Origin of the sequence: Pseudomonas hydrolytica (genome assembly GCF_021495345.1) — a bacterium.
GTDB classification, from domain to species: Bacteria; Pseudomonadota; Gammaproteobacteria; order Pseudomonadales; family Pseudomonadaceae; genus Aquipseudomonas; species Aquipseudomonas hydrolytica.
This window is the reverse complement of the sequence record NZ_CP099397.1, coordinates 5,201,162-5,226,198: the sequence shown is the minus strand read 5'-3', so window position 1 is coordinate 5,226,198 and position 25,037 is coordinate 5,201,162. Positions and strand designations below refer to the sequence as shown.

22 protein-coding genes are annotated in these 25,037 nt (G+C 66.4%); 9 read left to right on the top strand and 13 right to left on the bottom strand.

The window, feature by feature from the left end; translation table 11 throughout:
• Nucleotides 1-80: 80 nt before the first annotated feature.
• The gene (gene cls / locus L1F06_RS24595) at nucleotides 81-1,526 is read right to left on the bottom strand and encodes a cardiolipin synthase (protein WP_129483713.1); all 1,446 of its coding nucleotides are present in this window, start codon (nucleotides 1,524-1,526) and stop codon (nucleotides 81-83) included.
• 282 nt (nucleotides 1,527-1,808) lie between these two features.
• Between cls and L1F06_RS24590 the strand changes: the two genes are divergently transcribed.
• On the top strand, nucleotides 1,809-3,476 hold the full coding sequence (locus tag L1F06_RS24590) for a BCCT family transporter (RefSeq protein ID WP_129483712.1): 1,668 nt from the start codon (nucleotides 1,809-1,811) through the stop codon (nucleotides 3,474-3,476).
• A gap of 236 nt (nucleotides 3,477-3,712) precedes the next feature.
• Nucleotides 3,713-5,368, top strand: coding sequence for a BCCT family transporter (locus tag L1F06_RS24585; protein ID WP_012020276.1), 1,656 nt, complete (start codon nucleotides 3,713-3,715; stop codon nucleotides 5,366-5,368).
• Between the two features lie 331 nt (nucleotides 5,369-5,699).
• Here L1F06_RS24585 and L1F06_RS24580 read toward each other — a convergent pair whose 3' ends face one another.
• A complete protein-coding gene (locus tag L1F06_RS24580) occupies nucleotides 5,700-7,088 on the bottom strand; it encodes an L-serine ammonia-lyase (RefSeq protein WP_003241279.1) in 1,389 nt (462 codons plus the stop codon).
• Nucleotides 7,089-7,232: 144 nt separating this feature from the next.
• Between L1F06_RS24580 and L1F06_RS24575 the strand changes: the two genes are divergently transcribed.
• The gene (locus L1F06_RS24575) at nucleotides 7,233-8,135 is read left to right on the top strand and encodes a LysR family transcriptional regulator (RefSeq protein WP_003241276.1); all 903 of its coding nucleotides are present in this window, start codon (nucleotides 7,233-7,235) and stop codon (nucleotides 8,133-8,135) included.
• A gap of 133 nt (nucleotides 8,136-8,268) precedes the next feature.
• Here the strand turns inward: L1F06_RS24575 and L1F06_RS24570 are convergent, their stop codons facing one another.
• The 8 genes from L1F06_RS24570 to folE2 all read right to left on the bottom strand — a co-directional run bounded on the left by L1F06_RS24570 (nucleotide 8,269) and on the right by folE2 (nucleotide 16,224).
• Nucleotides 8,269-8,508 carry a hypothetical protein gene (locus L1F06_RS24570; protein WP_012020274.1) on the bottom strand — a complete coding sequence of 80 codons (240 nt, stop codon included), beginning with the start codon at nucleotides 8,506-8,508 and terminating at the stop codon, nucleotides 8,269-8,271.
• A gap of 32 nt (nucleotides 8,509-8,540) precedes the next feature.
• On the bottom strand, nucleotides 8,541-9,248 hold the full coding sequence (locus L1F06_RS24565) for a 3'-5' exonuclease (RefSeq protein ID WP_129483711.1): 708 nt from the start codon (nucleotides 9,246-9,248) through the stop codon (nucleotides 8,541-8,543).
• Nucleotides 9,245-11,164, bottom strand: coding sequence for a DUF294 nucleotidyltransferase-like domain-containing protein (locus L1F06_RS24560; RefSeq protein ID WP_003241271.1), 1,920 nt, complete (start codon nucleotides 11,162-11,164; stop codon nucleotides 9,245-9,247). Before L1F06_RS24560 ends, L1F06_RS24565 begins: the two co-directional genes overlap by 4 nt.
• Before the next feature lie 161 nt (nucleotides 11,165-11,325).
• A complete protein-coding gene (gene thrS / locus L1F06_RS24555) occupies nucleotides 11,326-13,248 on the bottom strand; it encodes a threonine--tRNA ligase (RefSeq protein WP_129483710.1) in 1,923 nt (640 codons plus the stop codon).
• A gap of 87 nt (nucleotides 13,249-13,335) precedes the next feature.
• Nucleotides 13,336-14,676: a dihydroorotase gene (locus tag L1F06_RS24550; RefSeq protein ID WP_129483709.1), complete on the bottom strand. Its 1,341-nt coding sequence runs from the start codon at nucleotides 14,674-14,676 to the stop codon at nucleotides 13,336-13,338.
• Complete coding sequence (gene yidD / locus L1F06_RS24545) at nucleotides 14,669-14,914, bottom strand: membrane protein insertion efficiency factor YidD (protein WP_129483708.1); 246 nt, start codon at nucleotides 14,912-14,914, stop codon at nucleotides 14,669-14,671. The genes L1F06_RS24550 and yidD overlap by 8 nt, the downstream gene beginning before the upstream one ends.
• The gene (gene hisI, locus L1F06_RS24540) at nucleotides 14,911-15,330 is read right to left on the bottom strand and encodes a phosphoribosyl-AMP cyclohydrolase (protein WP_129483707.1); all 420 of its coding nucleotides are present in this window, start codon (nucleotides 15,328-15,330) and stop codon (nucleotides 14,911-14,913) included. Before hisI ends, yidD begins: the two co-directional genes overlap by 4 nt.
• A gap of 3 nt (nucleotides 15,331-15,333) precedes the next feature.
• Nucleotides 15,334-16,224 (bottom strand): GTP cyclohydrolase FolE2, encoded by an 891-nt coding sequence (folE2, locus tag L1F06_RS24535; RefSeq protein WP_012020267.1) that lies wholly within the window; start codon nucleotides 16,222-16,224, stop codon nucleotides 15,334-15,336.
• Nucleotides 16,225-16,295: 71 nt separating this feature from the next.
• Here folE2 and dksA point away from each other — a divergent pair, with 71 nt between their 5' ends.
• From dksA to L1F06_RS24520, 3 genes are read left to right on the top strand one after another with little or no spacing between them, the layout of a single operon-like run.
• A complete protein-coding gene (gene dksA, locus L1F06_RS24530) occupies nucleotides 16,296-16,718 on the top strand; it encodes an RNA polymerase-binding protein DksA (protein ID WP_012020266.1) in 423 nt (140 codons plus the stop codon).
• Between the two features lie 15 nt (nucleotides 16,719-16,733).
• Nucleotides 16,734-17,939, top strand: coding sequence for a zinc metallochaperone GTPase ZigA (gene zigA, locus L1F06_RS24525; RefSeq protein ID WP_003241261.1), 1,206 nt, complete (start codon nucleotides 16,734-16,736; stop codon nucleotides 17,937-17,939).
• Nucleotides 17,939-18,583 (top strand): DUF1826 domain-containing protein, encoded by a 645-nt coding sequence (locus L1F06_RS24520; RefSeq protein ID WP_129483706.1) that lies wholly within the window; start codon nucleotides 17,939-17,941, stop codon nucleotides 18,581-18,583. The genes zigA and L1F06_RS24520 overlap by 1 nt, the downstream gene beginning before the upstream one ends.
• Before the next feature lie 204 nt (nucleotides 18,584-18,787).
• Here L1F06_RS24520 and L1F06_RS24515 read toward each other — a convergent pair whose 3' ends face one another.
• Nucleotides 18,788-19,138 carry a hypothetical protein gene (locus L1F06_RS24515; protein WP_003241258.1) on the bottom strand — a complete coding sequence of 117 codons (351 nt, stop codon included), beginning with the start codon at nucleotides 19,136-19,138 and terminating at the stop codon, nucleotides 18,788-18,790.
• Nucleotides 19,139-19,233: 95 nt separating this feature from the next.
• Here L1F06_RS24515 and L1F06_RS24510 point away from each other — a divergent pair, with 95 nt between their 5' ends.
• On the top strand, nucleotides 19,234-20,199 hold the full coding sequence (locus tag L1F06_RS24510) for a CobW family GTP-binding protein (RefSeq protein WP_129483705.1): 966 nt from the start codon (nucleotides 19,234-19,236) through the stop codon (nucleotides 20,197-20,199).
• A 29-nt stretch (nucleotides 20,200-20,228) separates the two neighbouring features.
• On the opposite strand, the gene L1F06_RS24505 is transcribed toward L1F06_RS24510, so the two are convergent.
• Complete coding sequence (locus L1F06_RS24505) at nucleotides 20,229-21,065, bottom strand: extracellular medium-chain-length polyhydroxyalkanoate depolymerase (protein ID WP_129483704.1); 837 nt, start codon at nucleotides 21,063-21,065, stop codon at nucleotides 20,229-20,231.
• A gap of 233 nt (nucleotides 21,066-21,298) precedes the next feature.
• On the opposite strand from L1F06_RS24505, the gene L1F06_RS24500 reads away from it, so the two are divergent.
• Nucleotides 21,299-23,059 carry a DUF1302 domain-containing protein gene (locus L1F06_RS24500; protein ID WP_177491272.1) on the top strand — a complete coding sequence of 587 codons (1,761 nt, stop codon included), beginning with the start codon at nucleotides 21,299-21,301 and terminating at the stop codon, nucleotides 23,057-23,059.
• A gap of 14 nt (nucleotides 23,060-23,073) precedes the next feature.
• Nucleotides 23,074-24,420, top strand: coding sequence for a DUF1329 domain-containing protein (locus tag L1F06_RS24495; RefSeq protein ID WP_129483702.1), 1,347 nt, complete (start codon nucleotides 23,074-23,076; stop codon nucleotides 24,418-24,420).
• Here L1F06_RS24495 and L1F06_RS24490 read toward each other — a convergent pair.
• Entirely contained in the window at nucleotides 24,417-25,037 is a 621-nt protein-coding gene (locus L1F06_RS24490) for a TetR/AcrR family transcriptional regulator (RefSeq protein ID WP_003241246.1), read from the bottom strand. The genes L1F06_RS24495 and L1F06_RS24490 overlap by 4 nt on opposite strands.

Here is a 25,037-nt window from a genome sequence, read left to right as displayed (position 1 = left end):
CCCAGTAACCATAGCTGCGCTTCGGAGCCTGTTCAAAGTCTCGCCAGACGCGGGTGGCAGTGGCGAGTCGAGGCCTCGCGTCAGAGGATCGGCGAGATCAGCCGCGCCACACGCATGCCCAGTTGCTGCAGGCGATGCAAGTTGCGCCGGTCGGCATTGACCAGCTCGCGCGAGCGGCTGAAATCCTCCTCCAGCATGTGGCTCACCTGGGCGTTGAAGGCCTCGTCGAAGATCAGCAGGTTGGCTTCGAAATTCAGGCGGAAGGAGCGGTTGTCCAGGTTGGCGCTGCCCAGCAGGCTGGCGTCATGGTCGATCAGCAGCGCCTTCTGGTGCATGAAGCCCGGCTGGTAGCGGAAGATCCGCACCCCGGCGCGCAGCGCCTCGAAGGCATACAGGCTGGAGGCGGCGTAGACGATATGGTGGTCCGGCCGCGACGGCAGCAGCAGGCGTACGTCCACGCCGCGCATCACCGCCAGGCGCAGGGCGGCGAACAGCGCCTCGTCGGGCACGAAGTAGGGGCTGCTCAGCCAGACCCGTTCGCGCGCCGCGTGAATCGCTTCGACGAACAGCAGCGAGCAGGTTTCCTGCGGGTCCGCCGGGCCGCTGGCGATGACCTGGCAGAGCTGGCCGGGCTCGTCCTGCTTGCTCGGCATCAGCAGCGGCGGCAGCTTCTGGCAGGCCCAGTACCAGTCTTCGGCGAAGGCCTCCTGCAGGCTCGCCACCACCGGCCCGCGCACTTCCACATGGGTGTCGCGCCAGGGCGCCAGCGGCGGTTTCTGGCCGAGGTATTCCACGCCAACGTTGAGCCCGCCGAGAAAGCCGATCTCGCCATCGACCACGACGATCTTGCGGTGGTTGCGGAAATTCAGCTGGAAGCGGTTGAACAGCCCGGCACGGGTGGGGAAGGCGTGCACCAGCGCGCCGCCTCGGCGCAGGCGCTCGATGTAGGCGCGCGGCAGCGCATGGCTGCCGACGCCGTCGTACAGCACATGCACCCGCACGCCGGCGGCGGCGCGCTCCAGCAGCACCTCGAGCAGGCGCCGGCCGAGGGCGTCGTCACGGATGATGAAGAACTGCAGCAGGATCACCTGCTGCGCGCTGGCCAGCGCCGCGAAGATCGCGGCGAAGGTGGCTTCGCCGTCGATCAGCAGCTCCACGCGGTTGCCGGTCAGCCCCGGCAGGTGCGAGAGGCGCGGCAGGGCGCCCAGTCGCTCGTAGACCGGCGACAGATGCGCCGCCTTGGCTTCCTCGACCCAGGGGCGCCAGTCCTGTTCGGCCATGGCATGGCGCATTTCCTTGTCGGCCTGGCGCCGCGCCTTGACGTAGGCATCGAAACGGCTGCGGCCGAACACCAGATACGGCAGCAGCGTCAGATAGGGCATGAAGAACAGCGACAGACCCCAGGCCAGCGCTCCCTGCGCCGTGCGCACGGTCAGCACGGCATGGATCGCCGCCAGTACGCCGAGGGCGTGGACGGTAGCGATCAGGTAGCCGAACAGGTGGGGAATGCCGAAATCCGCAGGCATGCAGGAGCGTCCTTTGCACAGGCTGTGTGCAGCTGACCACGGGGGTTGCAGAGCGTTCGTCAGCCATCCTGCCATGCGCCGCAGGACAATGGCAGAGGGCGGTGGCAGCAGCTACGGGCAAGATGTATTTGGGCGGCTCACGTGCGCGCCGTTTCTGAATGAGCCGAATTCATGTGTTACCCTTTGCGTCCGACCCAAGGGTGGGTCGTCATCAATTGGAGGAGGGCATCCGTCCTGTTCACGCTCGTCTAGCGAGTCAACGCATCAAGGAGCACGCCAACCATGGGAAACGTCCCTTCGCATGAAACGACACCGCCATCCGCAGCGGAAACCCACGACGGCATCCCGGCACCGACCGGTGAAGCCAATCTGATCGATACCGACTACGTCATCGGCCAGGACAACATCAAAGGCCAGTTCATCTTCTCACTGGACATTCACGGCAAGGTCTTCACCATCTCCGCGCTGGTCGCCATCGTCTTCGTGGTGCTGGCGCTGGCCCTGCAGAACCAGGTCGAGCCGCTGTTCAGCGGTCTGCGCGACTGGCTCACCCATCACATGGCCTGGTTCTTCATCGGCGCCGCCAATGTCTTCGTTCTGCTCTGCCTCGGGCTGATCGTCTCGCCGCTGGGGCGGGTACGCATCGGCGGCAAGCAGGCGACTCCCGACTACACCTACGTGGGCTGGTTCTCCATGCTCTTCGCCGCGGGCATGGGCATCGGCCTGATGTTCTATGGCGTGTCCGAGCCGATGTCGCACTACAGTGCGGCGCTGGGCGGGGTCACGCTGGGCGAGGACGGTGTGCGCACCGACTGGGCACCGCTCGGCGGCGCCGCCGGCAACACCGAGGAAGCGGTGCGCCTGGGCATGGCCGCGACCATCTTCCACTGGGGCCTGCACCCCTGGGCGATCTACGCCATCGTCGCCCTGGCCCTGGCGCTGTTCTCCTTCAACAAGGGCCTGCCGCTGTCGATCCGCTCGATCTTCTACCCGATCCTCGGTGAGCGCGTGTGGGGCTGGCCGGGCCACGTGGTGGACATCCTCGCGGTGTTCGCCACCCTGTTCGGCCTGGTCACTTCGCTGGGCCTCGGCGCCGAGCAGGCGGCGGCCGGCATGGAATACCTGTTCGGCATCAGCGCCACCGACACCAGCAAGGTGCTGCTGATCGTGGCCATCACCCTCATCGCCCTGGTGTCGGTGGTCGCCGGGCTGGAGAAGGGGGTCAAGCGCCTGTCGGAAGTGAACATGGCCCTGGCCATGGCGCTGCTGCTGTTCGTCATCATCGCCGGGCCGACCCTGGCCATCTTCACCGGCTTCTTCAAGAACCTGGGCGCCTACCTGCAATACCTGCCGGCGCTGGCCAACCCGGTCGGCCGTGAGGATGCCAACTTCAGCCAGGGCTGGACCGCGTTCTACTGGGCCTGGTGGATCAGCTGGTCGCCGTTCGTAGGCATGTTCATCGCCCGCGTCAGTCGTGGCCGCAGCGTGCGCGAGTTCCTTATCGCCGTGCTGCTGGTGCCGTCGCTGGTCTCGGTGCTGTGGATGACCGCCTTCGGCGGCACCGCGATCAACCAGCTGCTGGTGGACGGTTTCACCGGTGCGCAGGACGCCGGTCTGGAACTGAAGCTGTTCAGCATGCTCGGTGAAATGCCGCTGACCGCCATCACCTCGTTCATCGGCATCGTGCTGGTGGTGGTGTTCTTCATCACCTCGTCGGACTCCGGCTCGCTGGTGATCGACACCATCACCGCCGGCGGCAAGGTCAACGCGCCGGTGCCGCAGCGGGTGTTCTGGGCCAGCATCGAAGGGGTGATTGCCATCGCCCTGCTGCTCGGTGGCGGTCTGGTGGCGCTGCAGGCCATGGCCGTGTCGACAGGCCTGCCGTTCACCCTGGTGCTGCTGGTGGGCTGCGTGTCCATCGTCAAGGGGCTGATGAGCGAGCCGCGCTGAGCGCCGCTGCCGCCACCTCGGAGAGCGCGCCTGCGGGCGCGCTTTTTCGTGCAGGCTTCATGACTGCGAAGCGCCGGGCGGCGGGCATGGGCTCATCGATACGCCCCTGGTCGCTAATGGATAGCCCCACGCCGTTTGCGCCGCTCTTGCCGGTTTTTCCTTCTGTTAGCGTCAGCCACCGCGTGCGGCATGGCGCCGCTCGCTGCGTTCAGCGCCATAACAAGAAGGAGCAGCCCATGAGCCAAGCCCCTGTGCCTCCAGGGCCCAGCAAAGCCAACGACGACGGTATTCCGGCCCCGAGTGGAGCCGTCAGTCTGATAGACACCGACTACGTGGTCGGCCAGGACAACATCCGCGGTCGCTACCTGGTCAACCTCGATATCCACGGCAAGGTATTTCTCGTCTCCGCGCTCAGTGCGCTGATCTTCGTGGTGCTGGCGCTGGCCCTGCACAACGAGGTGGAGCCGCTGTTCAAGGCCGTTCGCGACTGGCTCACGCAGAACCTGGCGTGGTTCTTCCTCGGTTCGGCCAATATCTTCGTGCTGCTGTGCCTGGGCCTGATCGTCTCGCCGCTGGGCCGGGTGCGTCTCGGCGGCACGCTGGCGCGTCCCGACTATTCCTACACCTCCTGGTTCGCCATGCTGTTCGCCGCCGGTATGGGCATCGGCCTGATGTTCTATGGCGTGGCCGAACCCATGTCGCACTACGACTCGTCCCTGGCCGGCGTCGCCGTCGGCGAGAACGGTGTGCGCAGCGACTGGGCGCCGCTGGGCGCGGCGGTTGGCGATTCCGAAGAAGCGGCGCGCCTGAGCATGGCCACCACCATCTTCCACTGGGGCCTGCACCCTTGGGCGATCTACGCCATCGTCGCCCTGGCGTTGGCCCTGTTCGCCTTCAACAAGGGCCTGCCGCTGTCGTTCCGTTCGATCTTCTTCCCGCTGCTGGGCGAGCGGGTCTGGGGCTGGCCGGGTCACGTGATCGATATTCTCGCCGTGTTCGCCACCCTGTTCGGCCTGGTCACCTCGCTGGGTCTGGGCGCCGAGCAGGCCACCGCCGGCCTGCACAGCCTGTTCGGCCTGCCGGCCGATCCCACCACCAAGGTGCTGCTGATCACCGTCATCACCCTGATCGCGCTGTGTTCGGTGCTGGCCGGCGTGGACAAGGGCGTCAAGCGCCTGTCCGAGATCAACCTGGGCCTGGCCCTGGTGCTGCTGCTGTTCGTCCTGATCGCCGGACCCACCGCGCTGCTGCTGAGTGGCGTGCTGGACAACCTTGGCGCCTACCTGCAGTACCTGCCGGCGCTGTCCAACCCCATCGGCCGCGAAGACGCCAACTTCAGCCAGGGCTGGACCGCCTTCTACTGGGCCTGGTGGATCAGCTGGTCGCCGTTCGTGGGCATGTTCATCGCCCGGGTCAGCCGCGGCCGCACCGTGCGCGAGTTCCTTATCGCCGTGCTGCTGGTGCCGTCGCTGGTATCGGTGCTGTGGATGAGCGCTTTCGGCGGCACCGCGCTGCATCAGGCCCTGGGCGGCCTGAGCGAACTGCAGCAGGCGGCGCTGGAGCTGAAGATGTTCGTCATGCTCGAGCAACTGCCGATCAGCGCGATCAGCTCGTTCGTCGCCATCGTGCTGGTGGTGCTGTTCTTCATCACCTCGTCGGACTCCGGCTCGCTGGTGATCGACACCATCACCGCCGGCGGCAAGGTCAATGCGCCGATGCCGCAGCGGGCGTTCTGGGTGCTGCTCGAGGGCGCGCTGGCCGTGGCATTGCTGCTGGGCGGCGGCCTGGTGGCGCTGCAGGCCATGGCGGTATCCACCGGCCTGCCTTTCACCCTGGTGCTGCTGGTGGGTTGCGTGTCCATCATCAAGGGACTGATGAGCGAGCCGCGCTGAGCCTTCCTATGAGCCTTCAGCGCCCGTGAGGCGCTGACGGCTTGCCAGCATGACGCCCCGGTCGATCGACCGGGGCGTCGTCGTTTATGGTCTGGTGCGCCGGCGCCCGTTCCGTAATCGCTGCAAGGCCGCTGCGTCCGGGTCGGGGGGGCGGCCAGCTACCCAGGCACCAGCGCCATATTCTCATGAGGCTAGCGAGCCGTTTGGCTGCGGCTGGCAGGCCATTGCAGGGTGGCGGCCGCGGCTGCGCCCCCTGAGCGCACTGCACGGGCGAGCGCCGAAAACGAAAACGCCCCGGATCAACCGGGGCGTTGGGCGGGCAGGGCGCGCATCAGCACTCGATGATATTCACCGCCAGGCCGCCGCGAGCGGTTTCCTTGTACTTGGTCAGCATGTCGGCGCCGGTCTCGCGCATGGTCTTGATCACCTTGTCCAGGCTCACGTAGTGCGCGCCGTCACCGTACAGCGCCATGCGCGCGGCGTTGATGGCCTTCACCGAGGCGATGGCGTTGCGTTCGATGCAGGGGATCTGCACCAGACCGCCGACCGGGTCGCAGGTCAGGCCCAGGTGATGCTCCATACCGATCTCGGCGGCATTCTCGACCTGCTCCGGGGTGCCGCCGAGTACCGCGCACAGCGCGCCAGCGGCCATCGAACAGGCCACGCCGACCTCGCCCTGGCAGCCCACTTCGGCGCCGCTGATCGAGGCGTTTTCCTTGTACAGAATGCCGATGGCACCGGCGGTGAGCAGGAAGTCGATGATGCCGCGCTCGCTGGCGCCGGAAATGGCGTTGGCGTAGTAGTGCAGCACGGCCGGGATGATGCCGGCGGCGCCGTTGGTCGGCGCGGTGACCACGCGGCCACCGGCGGCATTCTCCTCGTTCACCGCCAGGGCCCAGAGGTTGACCCAGTCGAGCATGCGCAGCGGATCCTCCAGGTAGCTGCGCTGGAAGCCGCCCAGCTTGCGTGCCAGGATCGCGGCGCGGCGACGCACCTTGAAACCGCCCGGGAGGATGCCCTCGGTGCGGCAGCCACGCTCGACGCAGGCCTGCATCACCTTCCAGATTTCCAGCAGGCCGGCGTCGGTCTCTTCGTCGCTGCGCCAGTGACGCTCGTTGCGGCGCATGATTTCGGCGATGCCGATACCGTGTTCGCGGCTCAGGCGCAGCAGGTCGGCACCGCTGCGAAACGGCAGCGGCAGGGCCGTGGCGTCCGGGGCGATGACCTTGTGCTTGGAGCCGTCGGCGAGAATCGCCTCGCTGACCACGAAGCCGCCGCCCACCGAGTAGTAGGTGGCTTCGTGTACCTGAATCCCGGCGGCGTCGAAGGCGGCGAAACGCAGGCCGTTGGCGTGCAGCGGCAGCGCCTTGCGGAACATCTTCAGATCGGTCTTCTCGTCGAAGCGCACGGCATGCTTGCCGGCCAGGACGATGCGCTTGTCGCGACGGATGGTGTCGATGTAGGCCGGCACCTGATCCACGTCCACGGTGTCCGGCTCATGGCCGCTGAGGCCGAGCAGCACCGCCTTGTCACTGCCGTGGCCCTTGCCGGTGGCGCCCAGCGAGCCATACAGCTCGGCGGCGACGCGGGTCACCTGCGGCATATGGCCGTGGTTCTCCAGAGCGTGGGTGAACAGGGCGGCCGCGCGCATCGGGCCGACGGTGTGGGAACTGGACGGGCCTATGCCGACTTTGAACAGGTCGAAAACGCTGATAGCCATGGCGAGGTTCTTCTTGTCGATTAAATGGACACGCGCCCGGTTACGCGCGTGCGGATATCCCTATCTAAGAACGGCCATATCATTATGTATACTGATTTATTTTTAATGTATTCGTTAGCGACCCTTAACTATTTAGATCGCGCCATGGACATCACCCGCCTGCGCACCCTGCGCGAACTGGCTCGCTGCCGCACCATGGCGGCCGCCGCCGAGTCGTTGCACCTGACGCCCTCGGCCGTCTCGCAGCAGGTCGCCCAGCTCGAGCGCGAGGCCGACATGGCGCTGATCGAACGGCGTGGTCGCGGTGTGGTACTGACGCCGGCCGGTGAACGCCTGGTGGCGCATGCCGAGCGCATCCTCATGGTGCTCGACGAGGCGCGCTCCGAGCTGGCGCAGTTGCGCGGGGAAATCGCCGGCGAACTGCGCGTGGCGGCCTTTCCGTCGATTGCCGTGGCGGTGATCGCGGAAACCGTGCGCGCATTGCGCAGCGCCTACCCGCGGCTGAACGTGGTGGTGCTGGACCTTGAGCCGCAGGAAAGCCTCAGCGCCCTGGGCTCCTGGCAGATCGACGTGGCGGTGATCGACGACCTGGCCGTGACCCCGGACGAGAACCGCGAGCACTACGCGCTGATTCCCCTGACCCAGGACCTGCTACATGTGCTGCTGCCCATCGACCATGCCCTGGCCCGGCGCGACAGCCTGACCATCGGCGACCTGCGCGACGAAGCCTGGGCGCTGGATTCCACCGGCAGCTCGTTTGGCGAATTCATCACCAACCTGTGCCGCCGCTCGGGCTTTGCGCCGCGCATCAACGCCCACTGCGCGGGCTTCGAGATGGTCGCGGCCATGGTCGCCTCGGGCAATTCCATCTCCATCGTCTCCGGCCTGCGCCTGGTGCGCCCGCTGCCTGGCGTCACCGCCGTGCCGCTGCTACCCGATATCCAGCGCGGCGTGTTCCTCGCCTACCGCAAGGGCGAGCGCGATCACCCGGCGGTGAACGTGTTTCTCGACGAGGCGGTGTATACGGCTGACAGGGTGCTGGGTTAGCCGAGCGCATGGATTCGCGAAGCAGCAGCGGGAGAAAAGGCTTTGCCGGCTTGTTGCTGCACCAAACCCTGGGATTCACCCTGCCGGTGACTGCGGCGGGCGCGAGGGTTCACCGCCGCCCGTATGGCGGCCACTAGCTGCGTGGCACCAGCACATACCACAGCAGCAGAAACACCAGGGCACAGGCCACCACCAGTACACCCATGACGCCTATCGCCATGGGGCTCAGCTGCTGCGGTCTGCCCATGCGCTGCACGAACGACGTCACCAGCAACGGAGCGGCCGCTATCAGGGTCACCGTGTTGGAAGCTTCCAGTGACAGGGCAATGACAGGCGGGATGGTGAACAGCAGCAACAACAGCAAGCCGCGCATGGCAAATTCGCTCCTCCAGGGTGGGCGGGGACTCAGCTCCAGAGCGCCCCGACCGGCGTATGCGCTGGGTAGTGCTTCGCCACTTGCGCCTGCAGCAGCTCGCCACAGGCCAGGGCATCGGTCAGCGCATGGTGCGCCGAGTATAGCGGCAGGCCGTAGCGCAGGCGGCTGTCGGCCAGGCGGATGGAGAGCGGGCGGCGGCCCCGCAGACGATTCCACCAGTTGACCCTGCGTTTGGGATGCAGGCGGGCTTCCAGCTCCATGGTATCGATGATGGGGAAGATCAGTCCTTCGCCCAGGTGCCGGCGCAGGGCCTGGTCGAGGAAGCTGCGTTCGATGTGGCGGTAGTGCGCCACCACCACCTTGCCGGCCAGTGCTTCGAGCAGTTCGTCCAGTACGCTGGCCAGGCGCGGGGCGTGGCGGATATCGCTGTGGGTGATGTGGTGGAAGGTCACCGATTCGGCGCTCAGTTCGCCAGCGGGTTTGACCACCCAGTAGCGCGCCTCGCTGCAGCGGATGCGTTGCAGGTTGAGCGGCACCAGGCCGAGGCTGACGATGGCGTGCTCACGCGGGTCGAGCCCGGTGGTTTCCACGTCCAGCGCCACCAGCGGCACCTCGGCCAGGGGCGTATCGGCGGCGACGCAGCCGGCGCCGTAGTAGGCGCGCAGGCGTGGATCGCGGCTGCTTTCGGCGAGGCTGGCGAAGAGTTGCGGCCAGTCCTGGGCCGCGTGCTCGCTCATTGCGGGCGGCTCGCCGGCTGGGCCGGGTAGCGAAAGCGCAGGAACTTCTGCGCGTTGCTGATCACCTGGAAGGCTTCCTTGAGGTGCTGGCGTTCGCTGGCGCTGAACTGTTCCGGCTCGATGTAGTTGCTCGGCGCGTTGCCGGCCTCGACTTCGCGGGCCTGGTGGCGCACGCGCACCAGGCTGAGGAATTCGAAGGCATAGCGCAGGTGCTCCAGCGCTTCCCTGGGCAGCAGCTTGGTGGCGGCGATGGCGTCGAGGCGATCCAGCGAATTCTGCGCCTTGGAGCCGCAGGCCAGGGCATGCACGCGGATCAGGTCGGTAAGCGGCGCGGTACCGCGCCCCTTGAGATTGATGATGTTCTTCTGGCGGCCGTCGGTTTCCATCACGAAGGTGCGGAAGAAGCCCAGCGGCGGCGTGCGGTTGAGGGCATTGCGCGCCAGCGCGGCGAGGAAGGCGGGGCTGGCGCTGGCCTTCTGTGCCAGCAGGTCCTTGAGGTTCTCCACCAGCTCGGTTTCGCCGTAGAGGCCGTCGAGGTCGAAGAAGATGCTGGCGTTGAGCAGGGTTTCCGGGTTGGGCCGCTCGATCCACTCGCTGAAGTACTGCCGCCACACCTTCAGCGGCTGCCGCCACCTGGGGTTGGTGGCCATGATGCCGCCCTTGCAGTAGCTGTAACCGCAGGCGGCCAGGCCGTCGCTGACGAACTGCGCCAGTTCGGCGAAGTAGGCGTCGTGCTCGTCGGCATCGAAGCGGTCGTCGAGCACCAGGGCGTTGTCCTGGTCGGTGAGCAGCAACTGTTCGTCGCGGGCCATGGAGCCGGCGACCATGAAGCAGTAGGGCACCGGCGGCGGGCCGAGTTTCTGTTCGGCCAGCTCCAGCAGGCGCTGGCTGAAGGCGCGGCCGATACCGCTCATGGCGCTGCCGACCATGTGTGCGCTGGCGTCGTCGGCGACCATGCGCACGAAGGTGGCGCGCAGGTCCGGCAGCAGGCTCTTGAGCCCTTCCACCGACGTCTTGTTGAAGATGCCGTTGACCAGATACAGGCTGCTGCGCGACTCGTAGCGGACGATGTCGGCCAGCGCCACCACCCCCACCGGGCGCCGCCGATGGAGGATCGGCAGATGGTGGATGTTGTTGCGCAGCATGCACAGCATGGCCTCGAACACCGAGTCGTCGGCCTGCAGGGTGACGGGGTTGGGCGTCATTACCTGGCTCACCGGGGTGCTGCTGGGCAGGCCGGCGGCGACCACGCGGGTACGCAGGTCGCGGTCGGTGAGGATGCCGGCCATCACCTGATTCTGCTGCTCGGCCACGTCCACCTGCTGCGGGTCGGGCCAGCGCGTGCCGGGGTCGACGACGATCACCGAGGACACGCCGTGTTCGGTCATCACCTGTGCCACCTGCTGGATCGGCGTATCCAGCGGCACGCTCACCGCGCCGCGCGAGATCAGCTTGCGTACCTTGATCTTCATCAGCTCGCTGGCCTTGCCGTGGCTGTCTTCCAGGGCGGATTTCAGCCGCGACTGACCTTCGGCCTCGACGAAGTCGGCGAAGTTGTCGAACTGCTCGCAGAGCTGGTGGAACAGCGCGCCGGGGATGAAGTAGATCAGGCAGTCTTCCAGCGCCGTGGCGCCCAGGCGCACCTTGTTGCCGCGCAGCAGGCCGGCCTGGCCGAAGATGTCGCCCTCGGCCAGGCGGTTGTGCAGCTCGCCGCCACGCCGATGGATCTCCACCGCGCCGCTGCGCACGTAGTGCAACTCGTGGATCGGCGCACCGACGGCGAGGATTTCGCTACCTGCCTTGAAGTAGCCCACTTGCACCTGACGGGCGATCTCGTCGAGAGTCTGCTCCGGCAGCGTGTCGAAGGGGGCGAAGCGATTCAGGTGGTCGCGGATCTCGATCAGCTCGATCTGCATGTGGGCCTCGCTGACTGGCTGGCACTACAGGATACGGGCATGCCCGAGGCATGTCCCCCCGCATGTCGCGGCGAGGCAATGGGCTGTCGAACGCCGGTGGCCGTACATCAGCCTGCGCAAGGGCAACCCAGGGGCCACTGCGCAGGCGGCAGCGTCCTGGCTCAGGTGTCGTCGAGGCCGGGCATGCGGGCTTCCAGGCTAAGGCGTGCGACCAGTTCATCCAGGAGCAGACTGCCGAGATTGTCGCCGGCGCGGCTGCGCAGGGTGACGCGGCCTTCGGCTTTTTCCTGCTCGCCGATCACCAGCAGGTAGGGCACCTTCTGCAGCGTGGCTTCGCGGATCTTGTAGCCGATCTTCTCGTTGCGCAGGTCGACAGTGGCACGCAGGCCGGCGCGCTTGAGGCGGGCCAGCACCTGGCGGGCGTAGTCGTTTTGCCCTTCGCTGATGGTCAGCACGGCGGCCTGCTGCGGCGCGAGCCACAGCGGGAACAGGCCGCTGTAGTGCTCGATGAGGATGCCGGTGAAGCGCTCCAGCGAGCCGAACAGGGCGCGGTGCAGCATCACCGGGCGCTCGCGCTCGCCCTGTTCGTTGACGTAGCTGATATCGAAGCGCTCCGGCAGGTTGAGGTCAACCTGCAAGGTGCCGCACTGCCAGTCGCGGCCGATGGCGTCACGCAGGACGAACTCCAGCTTGGGCCCGTAGAAGGCGCCTTCGCCCGGGTTGAGCTGATAGTCGATGTTCATCCGTTGCAGCGCGCCGGACAGTGCGCCTTCGAGCTGGTCCCAGGTGGCGTCGCTGCCGATGCGGTTGGCCGGGCGGGTGGAGAGTTTCACCGCCACCTCGTTGAAGCCGAAGTCGCGGTAGATGGCGAACACCAGGGCGATGGTGTCGGCGCATTCCTGCTCCATCTGTGCGGCGGTGCAGAAGATATGCGCGTCGTCCTGGGTGAAGTGGCGCACGCGCAGCAGGCCGTGCAGTGCACCGGAGGGTTCGTAGCGGTGCACCTTGCCGAACTCGGCCATGCGCAGCGGCAGGTCGCGGTAGCTTTTCAGGCCACGGGCATACAACGCCACGGCGCCGGGGCAGTTCATCGGCTTGAGGGCAAACACGCGTTCGTCCTCAGTGGTAGTGGTGAACATGGCGTCGCGGTAGTTGAACCAGTGCCCGGAGGTTTCCCACAGGCTGCGGTCCATCACGTCCGGGGTGTTGACCTCGACGTAGCCGGCGGCGTCCTGCTGCTGGCGCATGTAGCCGATCAGCTGCTGGAACAGCGTCCAGCCCTTGGGGTGCCAGAACACCGAGCCGGGGGCGCAGTCGTCGAAGTGGAACAGGTCGAGCTGGGCGCCGAGCTTGCGGTGATCGCGTTTGCCCGCTTCCTCCAGGCGGGTGAGATGGGCCTTGAGTTCCTTCGGCGTGGCCCAGCAGGTGCCGTAGATGCGCTGCAGCGCGGCGTTCTTGGCATCGCCACGCCAGTAGGCACCGGCCACCTTGGTCAGCTTGAAGGCCTGCAGATGGCCGGTGCGCGGAATGTGCGGGCCGCGGCAGAGGTCTTCGAAGTCACCCTGGCGATAGAGCGACAGCACTTCGCCCTCGGCAATGTCGCGGATCAGCTCGGCCTTGTAGTGCTCGCCCTGCGCCGCGAAATGGGCGATGGCGGCGTCGCGCGGTAACTCGCGGCGGTTGACCGGCAGATCGGCAGCGGCCAGCTCGCGCATGCGCGCCTCGATGCGTTCGAGGTCGTCGGGGGTGAAGGGGCGCTCGAAGGCAAAGTCGTAATAGAAGCCGTCTTCGATCACCGGGCCAATGGTCACCTGGGCGCTCGGGTACAGCTGCTTGACCGCCATGGCCAGCAGGTGCGCGCAGGAGTGGCGCAGCAGTTCCAGACCCTCCGGATCGCGGGCGGTGATCAGGCTGAGCTGGGCGTCGTTTTCGATCAGCGCGCTGGTGTCCACCAGGCGGCCATCCAGGCGGCCGGCCAGGGCGGCCTTGGCCAGGCCGGGGCCGATGTCGGCGGCCACCTCGGCCACGCTCGGAGGCCGGGCATAGTGACGCTGACTGCCGTCGGGCAGGGTGATATTGGGCATAGGGGTTCTCGGATCAGGGGCGGTTGAGGATGAAGTCTGTGGGGCGCGCGGTGCCCGGATAACCCGGTATCTGCGTCGCTACGGTTGTTATTCGCATCGGTAGCGCAGCGGCAAGCCTTGGCAATCGTCCTGCACCTGGCCGGCGTGCCAGGCCAGTTGGCCGGAGACGATAGTGCTGCGTACTGCGTGGCGGAAGGCGCGGCCCTGGAACGGCGTCCAGCTGCAGTGGGCGAGGATCGGGTCGGCTGCCACCGGGCGTGGTTCGGTCAGGCGTTCGACCAGGGTCAGGTCGGCCCAGTAGCCTTCGCGCAGGTAGCCGCGCTGCTCGATGGCGAAGCGCTCGGCCACGGCGTGGCTGGTCTTTTCCACCAGCAGGGGCAGTGGCAACAGGTCGTCGGCCACCAGCTCCAGCAACGATGGCAGGGCGTGCTGCACCAGCGGCAGGCCGGATGGGGCTTGCAGATAGGGACGCTGCTTTTCTTCCAGGGTATGCGGCGCGTGGTCGGTGCCGATGATGTCCAGCCGTCCGCACAGCAGGGCCTGACGCAGGGCGTGGCGGTCGGCCTGGCTCTTGATCGCCGGGTTGCATTTGATCAGGTGGCCGAGCGCGGCGTAGTCGCGGTCATCGAAGTACAGGTGATGGGCGCAGACCTCGGCGGTGATTTGTTTACCGGCCAGCGGGCCTCGCTGGAACAGGCTCAGTTCGCGCGCGGTGGTCAGATGCAGCACGTGCAGGCGTGTGCCATAACGCTGCGCCAGGCTCACCGCCAGACTGGAGGACTGGTAACAGGCCTCGGCGTCGCGGATCGCAGGGTGCTCGCTGGCGGGAATATCGTCGCCGAAGCGCGCCCGCCACTGCGCCTCACGCTCGCGGATGCGCGGGGTGTGCTCGCAATGTGTCAGCAGCACCGTCGGGCAATCGCGGAACAGCCGCTCCAGCGCCGCCAGGTCGTCGACCAGCATATTGCCGGTGCTGGCGCCCATGAACACCTTCACCGCTGCAACGCGGCTGGGGTCGAGTGCGGCGACGGTGTCGAGGTTGTCGTGGCTGACGCCGAAGTGAAAGCCGTAGTTGACCCGCGAGCAAGCGGCGGCGCGTTGCTCTTTGGCCACTAGCGCTTCCAGGGTCAGGGTCGGCGGGTTGGTGTTGGGCATGTCCATCACGCTGGTGATGCCGCCAGCCACTGCCGCCCGCGACTCGCTGGCGAAGCTGCCCTTGTGTGGCGCGCCGGGGTCGCGGAAGTGCACCTGGTCGTCGATCATCCCGGGCAGCAGGTATTGGCCGGCGGCGTCGATCTCCAGGCTGGCGTTGAGGCCGTCGATGCTGCTGGCGATCTTTTCGATACGGCCATTGTGCACCCGGATATCGGCCTCGAACTCCCGGCCTTCGTTAACCAGGCGGGCATTGCGAATCAGCAGGTCAGTCATGGCGATGTTCCTGGGAGCGGTGAGGGGCGGGTGGCACCGGGTCGTAGCCGCCCGGATGCCAGGGATGACAGCGCAGCAGGCGGCGCAGGCTCAGCCACAGGCCGCGCAGCAGGCCATGTTTTTCCAGTGCCTCGATGGCGTAGTGCGAGCAGCTCGGGTGAAAGCGGCAGCGTGGCCCGAGCAGGGGGCTGATCAGGTACTGGTAGAGGCGCACCAGGGTGATGGCCAGGCGTCTCATGTCGGTCGGCTCACGGCCACGCGCAGGCGCTCTTCGTCCAGCTCGTTGTAGAAACAGCTGGGCCGCCCGGTGTGGCACGCCGGGCCCTGCTGCTCGACCCTGAGCAACAGAGCGTCGCCATCGCAATCGAGATGGGCGCTGAGCAGGCGCTGGCGGTGCCCGCTGGTCTCGCCCTTGCGCCACAGCTGCTGGCGCGAGCGTGACCAGTAGCAGACCTGGCCGCTGTGCAGGGTTTCTTCCAGCGCGCTGCGATTCATCCAGGCCAGCATCAGCACCTCGCCGCTGTCGTAACGCTGGGCAATCACCGGGATCAGTCCGGCCTCGTTCCAGGCAATGGCCTCCAGAGCTGGGCCGAGCGCCACGGAGTGGTCGGCGTCTGCCGATTCCAGCTGCAACCAGAGAGCACTGGCGCTCATGGCTCAGCTCCAGTTCCAGCGGCTTTCCGCCACCGCGTCGTGGGCGTGCAGGCTTTCCGCGTGCACCACCCGCACGCGGAAGGCGCTGGCCTGTGGCAGCTGGCGCAGTGCCCGGTGCAGGCGGCGGGCGGCGTCTTCGCAGAACATCAGGTTCTGCCCGTTGGCCAGGGCGAAGGCCTGCTCGTCAGCGCGCTTCACCGCGGTTTGCACCGGCGTGCCGAGCGCGCGTTCGGCGGCCTCGAGCAGCGCCAGCAGGGGCAGGTCGATGCAGTCGGCAGCCAGGCGCAGTTGCAGCGTGGCCGTGCTGCGCTGGCTGTGCGGCGTGGCGACTATGCCCTGGGTCGAGCCGAGCCAGTCGAGCACATCCAGGTAGTTCAGTGGCTGCTGCGCGAAACTTTCGGCGAAGCGCTGCTGGATCAGCTGGCGGGCCAGGGCTGCCGAGCAGGGGCAGGTCGAGGAGTAGTCCAGTTCGACCTGCAGTTCCATGTGCAGGCCGCGGCCATCCTGGCGGGCGTGAATCTCGAAGGGGTAGTGCTTCCAGCCGCTCAGCTGGCTGACCAGTGCCGGGCGCTGCAGCGGCAGCGCGCCGCGCACCGTCAGCGAGGCGCTGTCGGACAGCTCGTGGTGGCTGCTCAGGCAGTCGTCCAGCAGATGCTGCAGCGCAGCCAGGGTCAGCGGTTTGCCCGCCAGGCCCTGCAGAGCCAAGTACAGGCGCGACATGTGGATGCCGCGCGCACCGGCATCATCGAGGCTGACACCGATGTCCACGCTGGCATTCAGCGCCTGGCCCGCCAGCTGGATGGGCAGGGCGATGCCGGCCATGCCGACCCAGTGCAACGGCAGGTCGTGGTGGGTGGCTTGGGCGGCAATATCCGGCAGAAGCTGTTCGTTCATCGCAAATCCGTGGGTTGCTGTCAGAAATAAATGTTATGTTATAACAATTGAAACAAGCCAGCCGATTTGCCATGACCCTGACCGTGCCTACCGAAGCCGAACTGCTGGCCCAGCCAGCCGACGACTACATGAACGATGCCCAGCAGCGGTTCTTCCGCGAATTGCTGCTGGCTCAGCGTGCCGAGTTGCAGGCGCGCATCGACGACGAATTCACCGAGCTGCGCCAGCCTGAGATCAGCAGCGACGTTGCCGACATCGGCGCCGCCGAGGAGCAGCGTCAGTGGCAGCTGCGCCTGCTGGAGCGGGAGAAGAAGCTGCTGGACAAGATCGACCAGGCGCTCGAACGCCTGGCGCGTGGCGAATACGGCTGGTGCGCCGAGACCGGCGAACCCATCGGCCTGAAACGCCTGCTGCTGCGTCCCACCGCGACCCTGTGCATCGAAGCCAAGGAGCGTCAGGAGCAGCGCGAAAAACATCAGCGTGACCGTGACTGAACGAGGAACACCCCCATGAATCAGCGTCTACCCGTTACCGTGCTGTCCGGCTTTCTCGGTGCCGGCAAGAGCACCCTGCTCAACCACGTGCTGAAGAACCGCGAAGGCCGCAAGGTCGCGGTGATCGTCAACGACATGAGCGAAATCAATATCGACGGCGCCACCGTCCAGCAGGACGTCAGCCTCAACCGCGCCGAAGAGAAGCTTGTGGAGATGAGCAACGGCTGCATCTGCTGCACCCTGCGCGAGGACTTGCTCGAGGAGGTCAGCCGCCTGGCCCGCGACGGCCGCTTCGACTACCTGCTGATCGAGTCCACCGGCATCAGCGAGCCGCTGCCGGTGGCCGAGACCTTCACCTTCCGCGACGAGCAGGGGCGCAGCCTGTCCGACCTGGCGCGGCTGGACACCATGGTCACGGTGGTCGACGGGGTGAACTTCCTGCGCGACTTCCACGCCGCCGACAGCCTGGCCAGCCGTGGCGAAACCCTGGGCGAGGAGGACGAGCGCTCGATCACCGATCTGCTGATCGAACAGGTGGAGTTCGCCGACGTCATCCTCATCAGCAAGATCGACCTGATCAGCCAGGCCGAGCGCGAAGAGCTGATGGCCATCCTCCGTGGCCTCAACACCCACGCCGACATCCAGGCCATGAGCATGGGCCAGATCGCCCTGGACCAGATCCTCGACACCGGCCGCTTCGACTTCGACCGCGCCTCGCAGGCGCCGGGCTGGCTCAAGGAGCTGCGCGGCGAGCACGTGCCGGAAACCGAGGAATACGGCATCGCCTCCAGCGCCTACCGCGCGCGCCGCCCGTTCCATCCACAGCGTTTCTACGACTTCATCGCCCGTGAGTGGACCAATGGACGCCTGCTGCGCTCCAAGGGGTTCTTCTGGCTGGCCAGCAAGTATCAGGAAGCCGGCAGCTGGTCGCAGGCCGGCGGCCTGATGCGCCACGGTCTGGCCGGGCGCTGGTGGCGTTTCGTGGCCAAGCAGCACTGGCCGCAGGACGAGGAAGGTCTGCAGGCGATCATGAAGCACTGGAGTGCCGAGGTCGGTGACTGCCGCCAGGAACTGGTGTTCATCGGCCAGAACATCGACTTTGCCCGCCTGAGCGACGAGCTGGATGCCTGCCTGCTCACCGATGAGGAAATGGCCGGCGGCCCGGAGGCGTGGAGTCTGCTGCCCGACCCGTTCGGCGCCTGGCAGCAGGAGGCAGCCTGATGTTCGCCCTGCAGTTGCCGAAGCTCTCCCGGCAGGTGCTGGGCGAGGATATTCAGGTGCTTGGCGAGGTGCTGCGTGACGGCGTCAACCTGGCCGTCTGGCAGCGCCGCCTGCCGGCGCAGATCGCCGACTTCGCCGACGCGCTGCTGGCCCAGGGCGAGCCCCTGGCGCACTCCATGACCCTGGAGCTGCCGCGTGCCGACAGCGAGCCGAACCTGACCGGCCTGGTCGCGCAGTATGCCGACCTGCCGGGCCAGGCCGCCTTTCTCGCCGACGTGGCCTGGCTGGTGCGCGCCTACGCCTGCCTGCTCGATGCCGAGCGCATCGGTCTGCGCCTGCGCGCGCTGGACAAGGCCATGTGCCCGCGCTTTCACGTCGACCATGTGCCGCTGCGGCTGATCACCAGCTATGCCGGGGTCGGCAGCGAGTGGCTGGAAGAGGGCGCGATGCCGCGCAACAGGCTCGGTCAGCCGGAGGCAGAGCCTACGGACGAGGCGTTGATCCAACGTTTGGACGCCGGCCATGTCGCCCTGGCCAAGGGCGAGAAGTGGCAGGGTAACGAAGGCCGCGGACTGATCCACCGTTCACCGCAGCCGCCGGCCGGCCAGCGGCGTTTGCTGCTGACCCTGGATTGGCTGGCCTGAACGAAACTGTCGGCTGCCGTGGGGTGCGCCGTGCGCACCGCGTATACCGCGGTATTTGGCGGACCCAACGCGGAAATCAAAAAAATAGGCCGGAGCGACTGCCCCAGCCTTAAGCACCAAGAGATCATGTCGACGCGTGACTCGACATGAGGGTTACGTGAGGTACCCGCAGTCATTAGGCGCTTTTTGGGTGACGCTTTGATGTCAGGGTTTGATCCACTGGCCCTGATACTGCGTCTTGCAGGCCGGCTCCAGGTACAGCGCGTCGCTGGCCACGCCGTAGTAGTGGATATCCTGCAGATACAGGCCGCTGCCGGCGCGTGCGCCCTGGCACACACCATAGGCGCCTTTCGGGCACTGCTCGACGAACTCGACTTCCACCGTCTGGCCCTGCAGCTGCGGCTGGCAGAAGCCCTCGCGAAACAGCGTATCGGGGATGTTGCGATTCTCCTGGCAGATCTGCACGTCCAGGCGCTCGCCCTGGCTGTGCACCACGCAGGCCTCGGCCAGCGCCAGGCCGGGTAACAGAGAGAACAGCAAAAACCACGCACGCATCGTATCGGCTCCAGAAAAACTGCCGGCGAATCTAGCACGCTGTCGCGGCATAGTCTGTGCTGGCACTTGCAGCGCAAACCATCGACCATAGGCCCATGCTCAGCCAAATCCCCACCCACCTGATTGCCGGCCCTCTGGGCGCGGGCAAGACCAGCTTGATCCGCCACCTGTTGGCGCAGAAGCCGGCGGCCGAACGCTGGGCGGTACTGATCAACGAGTTCGGCCAGATCGGCCTGGATGCCGCGCTGCTGGAGCGCGGCGAGGACGGTATTGCCCTGGCCGAGGTGGCTGGCGGCTGTGTGTGCTGCGTCAATGGCGCGCCGTTTCAGGTCGGTCTCGGCCGCCTGCTGCGTCAGGCGCGACCGGACCGCCTGCTGATCGAACCGTCCGGTCTGGGCCACCCCGCGCAGCTGCTGGCGCAACTGCGCCAGCCGCCCTGGCGTGGCGTGCTGGCCGTGCAGCCGGCGCTGCTGGTGCTGGATGCCGCCGCCCTGGCGGCCGGTCAGGCGCTGCCGCAGGTGCAGCATCAGGCGCTGGGCGAGGCCGGTCTGCTGCTGCTGAACAAGAGCGAGCATCTGAGCGCAGAGGATCGTGCTCGCATCGCCGCAGCATTGCCGCCGCTGCCGTTGCACTGGACCAGCCAGGGCCGCCTCGACCTGGCTGCGCTGCCAGGTTTCGGCGCGCGCGCAGCTGAAGCCGAAGCGGCCGATCTTCCCGCGGCCGCAGCGCCCCTGCCACAGCTGTGGCGCACGCCGGACGAACCCATCTGCCTGATCCAGGATCAGGCCGAAGGCTGGAGCATCGGTTGGCGCTGGCATCCGAGCCAGTGTTTCGACCTGGCGCAGGTGCAGCGCTGGCTGGCCGGCCTGGATTGGCGCCGGGCCAAGGCGGTGCTGCACGGCGCAGACGGCTGGCGCTCGCTCAATGCCCTGCATGGCCAGACCCTCGAGCCATGGCGCGCCAGCGAATGGCGCAAGGACTCGCGCCTGGAGCTGATCTTCGATGCCGCGCAGAACGCCGAGGCCCTGCGCGCCGGCCTGGCGGCCTGCCGCGCGTCATAGGCCCGCGCGGCCGGCCACCCATTCTCCGGTCAGGGATAACCCTGGAACCAGGCGAGGATCTTGCCCGGCGAGCTGGCGAACCACTCGTGACCGCCCAGCGCTTCGGTATGGCGTGCCGTCGGGATGCCCTGGTAGAGCAGGCGGTCGTAATACAGGTCCATGCTCCACCAGGGTACGGTGAGGTCGACGAAGCCGTGCACGAACAGGGTCGGAGGATGGTCGGCCGGCAGTGCCGGCACGCTGCACAGTGGCCCGGAGCAGGTCGCGTAGGAGCCGGACTGGATCGCCAGTGCCTTGAACCGGCCGGGGAAGGACACCGCCATGCGGCTGCTGTTGTAGCCGCCGCTGGAGATGCCGGTGGCGTACTGGCGGCCAGCGTCGAGCGGCCCGAAGTGTCCGGCGGCGATAGCGTTCAACACATTCCCGAGAAAGTCGTAGTCGGTGCTCAGTTCGTAGTTCTGCGCCAGGCCCGGGATATTGGTCTGCCAGAACAGATCGGCCGGGGCGCTCGGGGCGACCACCGCGAAGCCGTTGTCGAGCAGGCGCTGGATCAGCTTGCCTTCGTAGAAGCCGCCGAACGGCATGTTGCCGTAGTAGGTGAAGTCGTTGAGCGGGAAGAACGAGCCCTGATAGATCAGTACCACCGGCCAGCCGGCGGCCGGTGGCGTACCCAGCGGGGTCTGGTAGATCACCTTGCGCTGACCGACCAGGCCGGAGTCGATCCAGGTGGACTGGTAGCTGCAGCTGACCTTGGCCGGTAGCAGCAGGCTCTTGGCGCGTTCAGTGCAGCGCGAGGCGGCCTGGGCCTCGAGAGTGGACAAGGACAGCAACAGCAGGCAGAGACAGGCGGTGCGAAAAAGGGACATGGCGGAATTCTCCGTTGTTTTTATGGGTATCGCGCATCAAATAGAAACAGGAATTCCGATTCCGTCAAGTGTCGCAGGTCCCGCCAATCCTGGCCTGTAGCCGGATAGGGCGGACTTGAGCGCCGCGCTGAGGAGAAAAAATCGAACTGGGGGCTTGCCAGGATGAGACTGCAGTACTAGCTTATTCGGAACCGATGTTCCGATTCCGATAAAAACAACAGCTGGAGGTCATCGTGGCACATCAAGGAAGGGGCCTGGCGGCAGCCGGCCTGGCTTTGCTCGGGGCGTTGCCGTTCGGCGCGGCGCAGGGGTTTCAAACCCGTCATGGCGACTGGGACGTATCGTTGGACACCACACTGTCCTACGGCGTCAGCTATCGCATGGAGGGCCAGGACAGCAAGCTGATTGCCCGCGCCAACGGCGGCAAGGGCGACAACACGGCGCTGATCAACTCCGACGACGGCAACCTCAACTTCAAGAAGGGCGAGTTGTTCTCCGAGGTCGCCAAGGCGGTTTCCGAACTGGACCTGCGTTACCAGGAGCAATACGGCCTGTTCGTTCGCGGTCGCGCCTTCTACGACTTCGAGCTCGAGGACGACGAGCGCCGCCACCGCCAGATCAGCAACGCCGGCCTGGACGAGGCCGGCTCCAGCGTGGACCTGCTCGATGCCTTCGTCTACGGCAGCTGGACAGTCGGCGAGCGCGCACTGAATGCCCGTCTCGGACGGCAGGTGATCAACTGGGGCGAAGGGCTGTTCTACCAGAACGGCATCGGCGCGACCAACCCGGTGGACATCAACGCGCTGCGCGCCCCGGGTTCGGAGATCAAGGAAGCCTATATGCCGACCTTCATGGCCTATGCCTCCTTCGAGCTGCGTGACAACCTCAGCATCGAAGGCTACTGGCAGCCGGGCAAGGCCTGGGAAGCCTCGCGCATCGACCCCTGCGGCACCTACTACTCCACACTCGACGTCCTCGGTGAGGGCTGCAACTACCTGTCGGTGGCGCCGCTGCAGGAGCAGGCCACTGCCCTCGCCGGCAGCTCGCAGGCATTCGACAGCCCGGCCGCCGCGCGGGCCTGGCTCGCCGGCCTGCCGCCCGGGCTGATCAGCACCCTGCTGAATGCCTACGTGCCCACCACCTTCATGCCGCGCGCCCAGGACATCGACGGCGATGACTCGCCGCAGTACGGCGTGGCCCTGCGCTGGTTCGTGCCGCAGCTGAACGACACCGAGCTGGGCTTCTACTACCTGCGTTACAACATGCAGGTGCCGATGATCGGCCTGACCGTCGGCCAGCCGATCGTGCTGCCGGTGGTCGGCCCGTTGCCCGATGCCAGCAGCTCGCGCTACTACGCCGAGTACCTGGAGAAGCGCGACCTGTTCGGGGTCAGCTTCAACACCTCGATCGGCGGCGACAGCATCTTCAACGGCCTGTCGCTGGCCGGCGAGCTGAGCTACCGGCCGAACACGCCGATCGCCCTGGGCCTGGGCGAATACCTGCCGAACGCCCTGCTCAACCCCGACGGCCTGCCGGTTGGCACGCGGCTGGACGGCTACCGCGAGAAGGACATGGTTCAGGCCTCGCTGTCAGCCATCTACAACTTCACCGGGCTGCTCGGCGCCAACTCCGCCACCCTGTTCGGCGAGGTGGTGGCCAGCCGGGTGCAGGGGCTGGAGTCGGACGTCGATTACTACGAGGCCACCAGCAGCGCCTACGGCGCCCAGGCCAGCCTGCAGCTGACCTACAGCAACGTGTTCAACCTGGTCACCCTGGCACCCAGCGCCAGCTACCAGTACAGCATCAACGGCGTGGCTCCCCAGCTTACCAACGGCCTCGACGAGGAGGCACAGAGCTGGTCGCTGGGCCTCGACGCCATCTACAAGGAATCCCTCACCGTAGGCGCCCGTTACGTCGGCTACAGCGGTGGCGGCTTGTCGAACAAGCGCACCGACCGGGATTTCCTCAGCTTCAACGTCAAGTACAGCTTTTGAAGGGGATGCAACGCATGATTCGATCAGGATTTCTGCTGGCGGCCCTGCTGACCAGTTCGTTGGCCCAGGCCCAGGTCGGCGCCGAGCAGGCCGCGCGGCTCGGCCAGGACCTCACCCCGATGGGCGCCGAGCGTGCCGGCAACGCCAGCGGCAGCATTCCCGCCTGGGACGGCGGCCTGGCCCAGGACAGCGGCGCTTTCGATCCGGCACTCGGCTACAGGGACCCCTTCGCCGCCGATCAGCCGCTGTTCACCGTGACCCACGCCAATGCCCAGCAGTACCGCGAGCAGCTCAGCCCCGGCCAACTGGCCATGCTGCAGCGCTACCATGACAGCTGGAAGCTCAAGGTCTACCCGACGCGGCGCTCGGCGTCCTACCCGGACAAGGTATACGCCGCGGTCAAGGCCAACGCCACGACGGCCAAGCTGATCGAGAACGGCAATGGCATTGCCGACTTCCAGCTGGCCACGCCCTTTCCCATTCCCCAATCGGGCCTGGAAGTGCTGTGGAACCACCTGGTGCGCTACCGCGGCGAGAGCGTCAAGCGCTACTACGCCCAGGCCGTGCCGCATGCCAGCGGCGATTACTTCATGACCCGCATCGCGGATCTGTTCCTGTTCAACCAGGACGCCGGCGACCACAGCAAGAACAACGGCAACGTGCTGTTCTACTTCCGCCAGTCGGTGCTGGCGCCGGCGCGCCTGGCCGGCACTGAGCTGCTGGTTCACGAGACCGTCAACCAGGTCAAGGAGCCGCGTCTGGCCTGGCTCTACGCCGCCGGCCAGCGCCGCGTGCGACGTACGCCGAACGTGGCCTACGACTCCCCCGGCACCGCCTCCGAGGGCATGCGCACCACCGACAACTTCGACATGTTCTCCGGTGCGCCGGACAAGTACGACTGGCAACTGATGGGCAAGCGGGAAATGATCGTGCCCTACAACAGCTACCGCCTCGCCGCCCGGAGCAACAAGTACAGCGACATCGTCCAGCGCGGCCACGTCAATCCCGAGCTGCTGCGTTACGAGCTGCACCGCGTCTGGCATGTGCGCGCCACGCTGAAGGCCGGCCAACGCCACCAGTACAAGCAGCGCGACTTCTATTTCGACGAGGACAGCTACCAGATCCTGCTGGTCGATCACTATGACAACCGCGACAACCTCTGGCGTCTCGGTGAGTCCTACACCATCAACTATTACGACCAGCCGCTGGTATGGACCAAGGGCGACGCGATATACGACCTGATCGGTGGCCGTTATGTCATCGGTATTCTATCCAACGAAGAACCGGCGGATCAGTTCGATATTGCCCTGAAACCCACCGATTTCACACCGGCACAACTTAGAAGGGACAGCGTGCGTTAATTATCGGCAACTTTCAGATAATTGCAGATAAGCCGAGAAAGTTCCTCTGGCACAACTTCTCTGGGCGTCGTGCCGAGGCTGCCGACCATGGTGAAGTAGTTCATCCCGGCCAGCAGCATATGGGCGCAGAGATCGGCCGCCCGGGCCGGTTGTGGGTGGCCGAGTTCGGCCGGGTTGGCCAGGGCGATGCGGCAGAAGGTCTGACCGATATGGGCATTGAGCTGATGGAAGCGCTGGCGGAAATGCAGATCTGCCGAGCTGCGCCGGATCAGTGCGCGGAGCAGGCCCTCGCTGCCTTCGAACTGGCGTACCAGGCCCTGGATAAAGGCCGTGACGCGCGCCTGCAAAGGTGTTTCGGCATGTGCCAGCTGATCGGCGAGGGCATCGATGGCGCTGCCGCTCTGCTCGATGAAGCGTTCGTGCACGGCGTACAGCAGCACGTCCTTGTCGCCCAGCAGGCGATAGAAGGTGCCCACCGAGGATTCGGCCAGTTGGGCGATCTGGGAAATGCCGGTGTCTTCGAAGCTGTCGTTGGCGAGCAGCTCGGCGGCGACGTTGAGGAAGCGTTCCAGAGCCTTTTTGCTGCGTGCCTGGGTAGGGCTGGCGATGCTGTACAT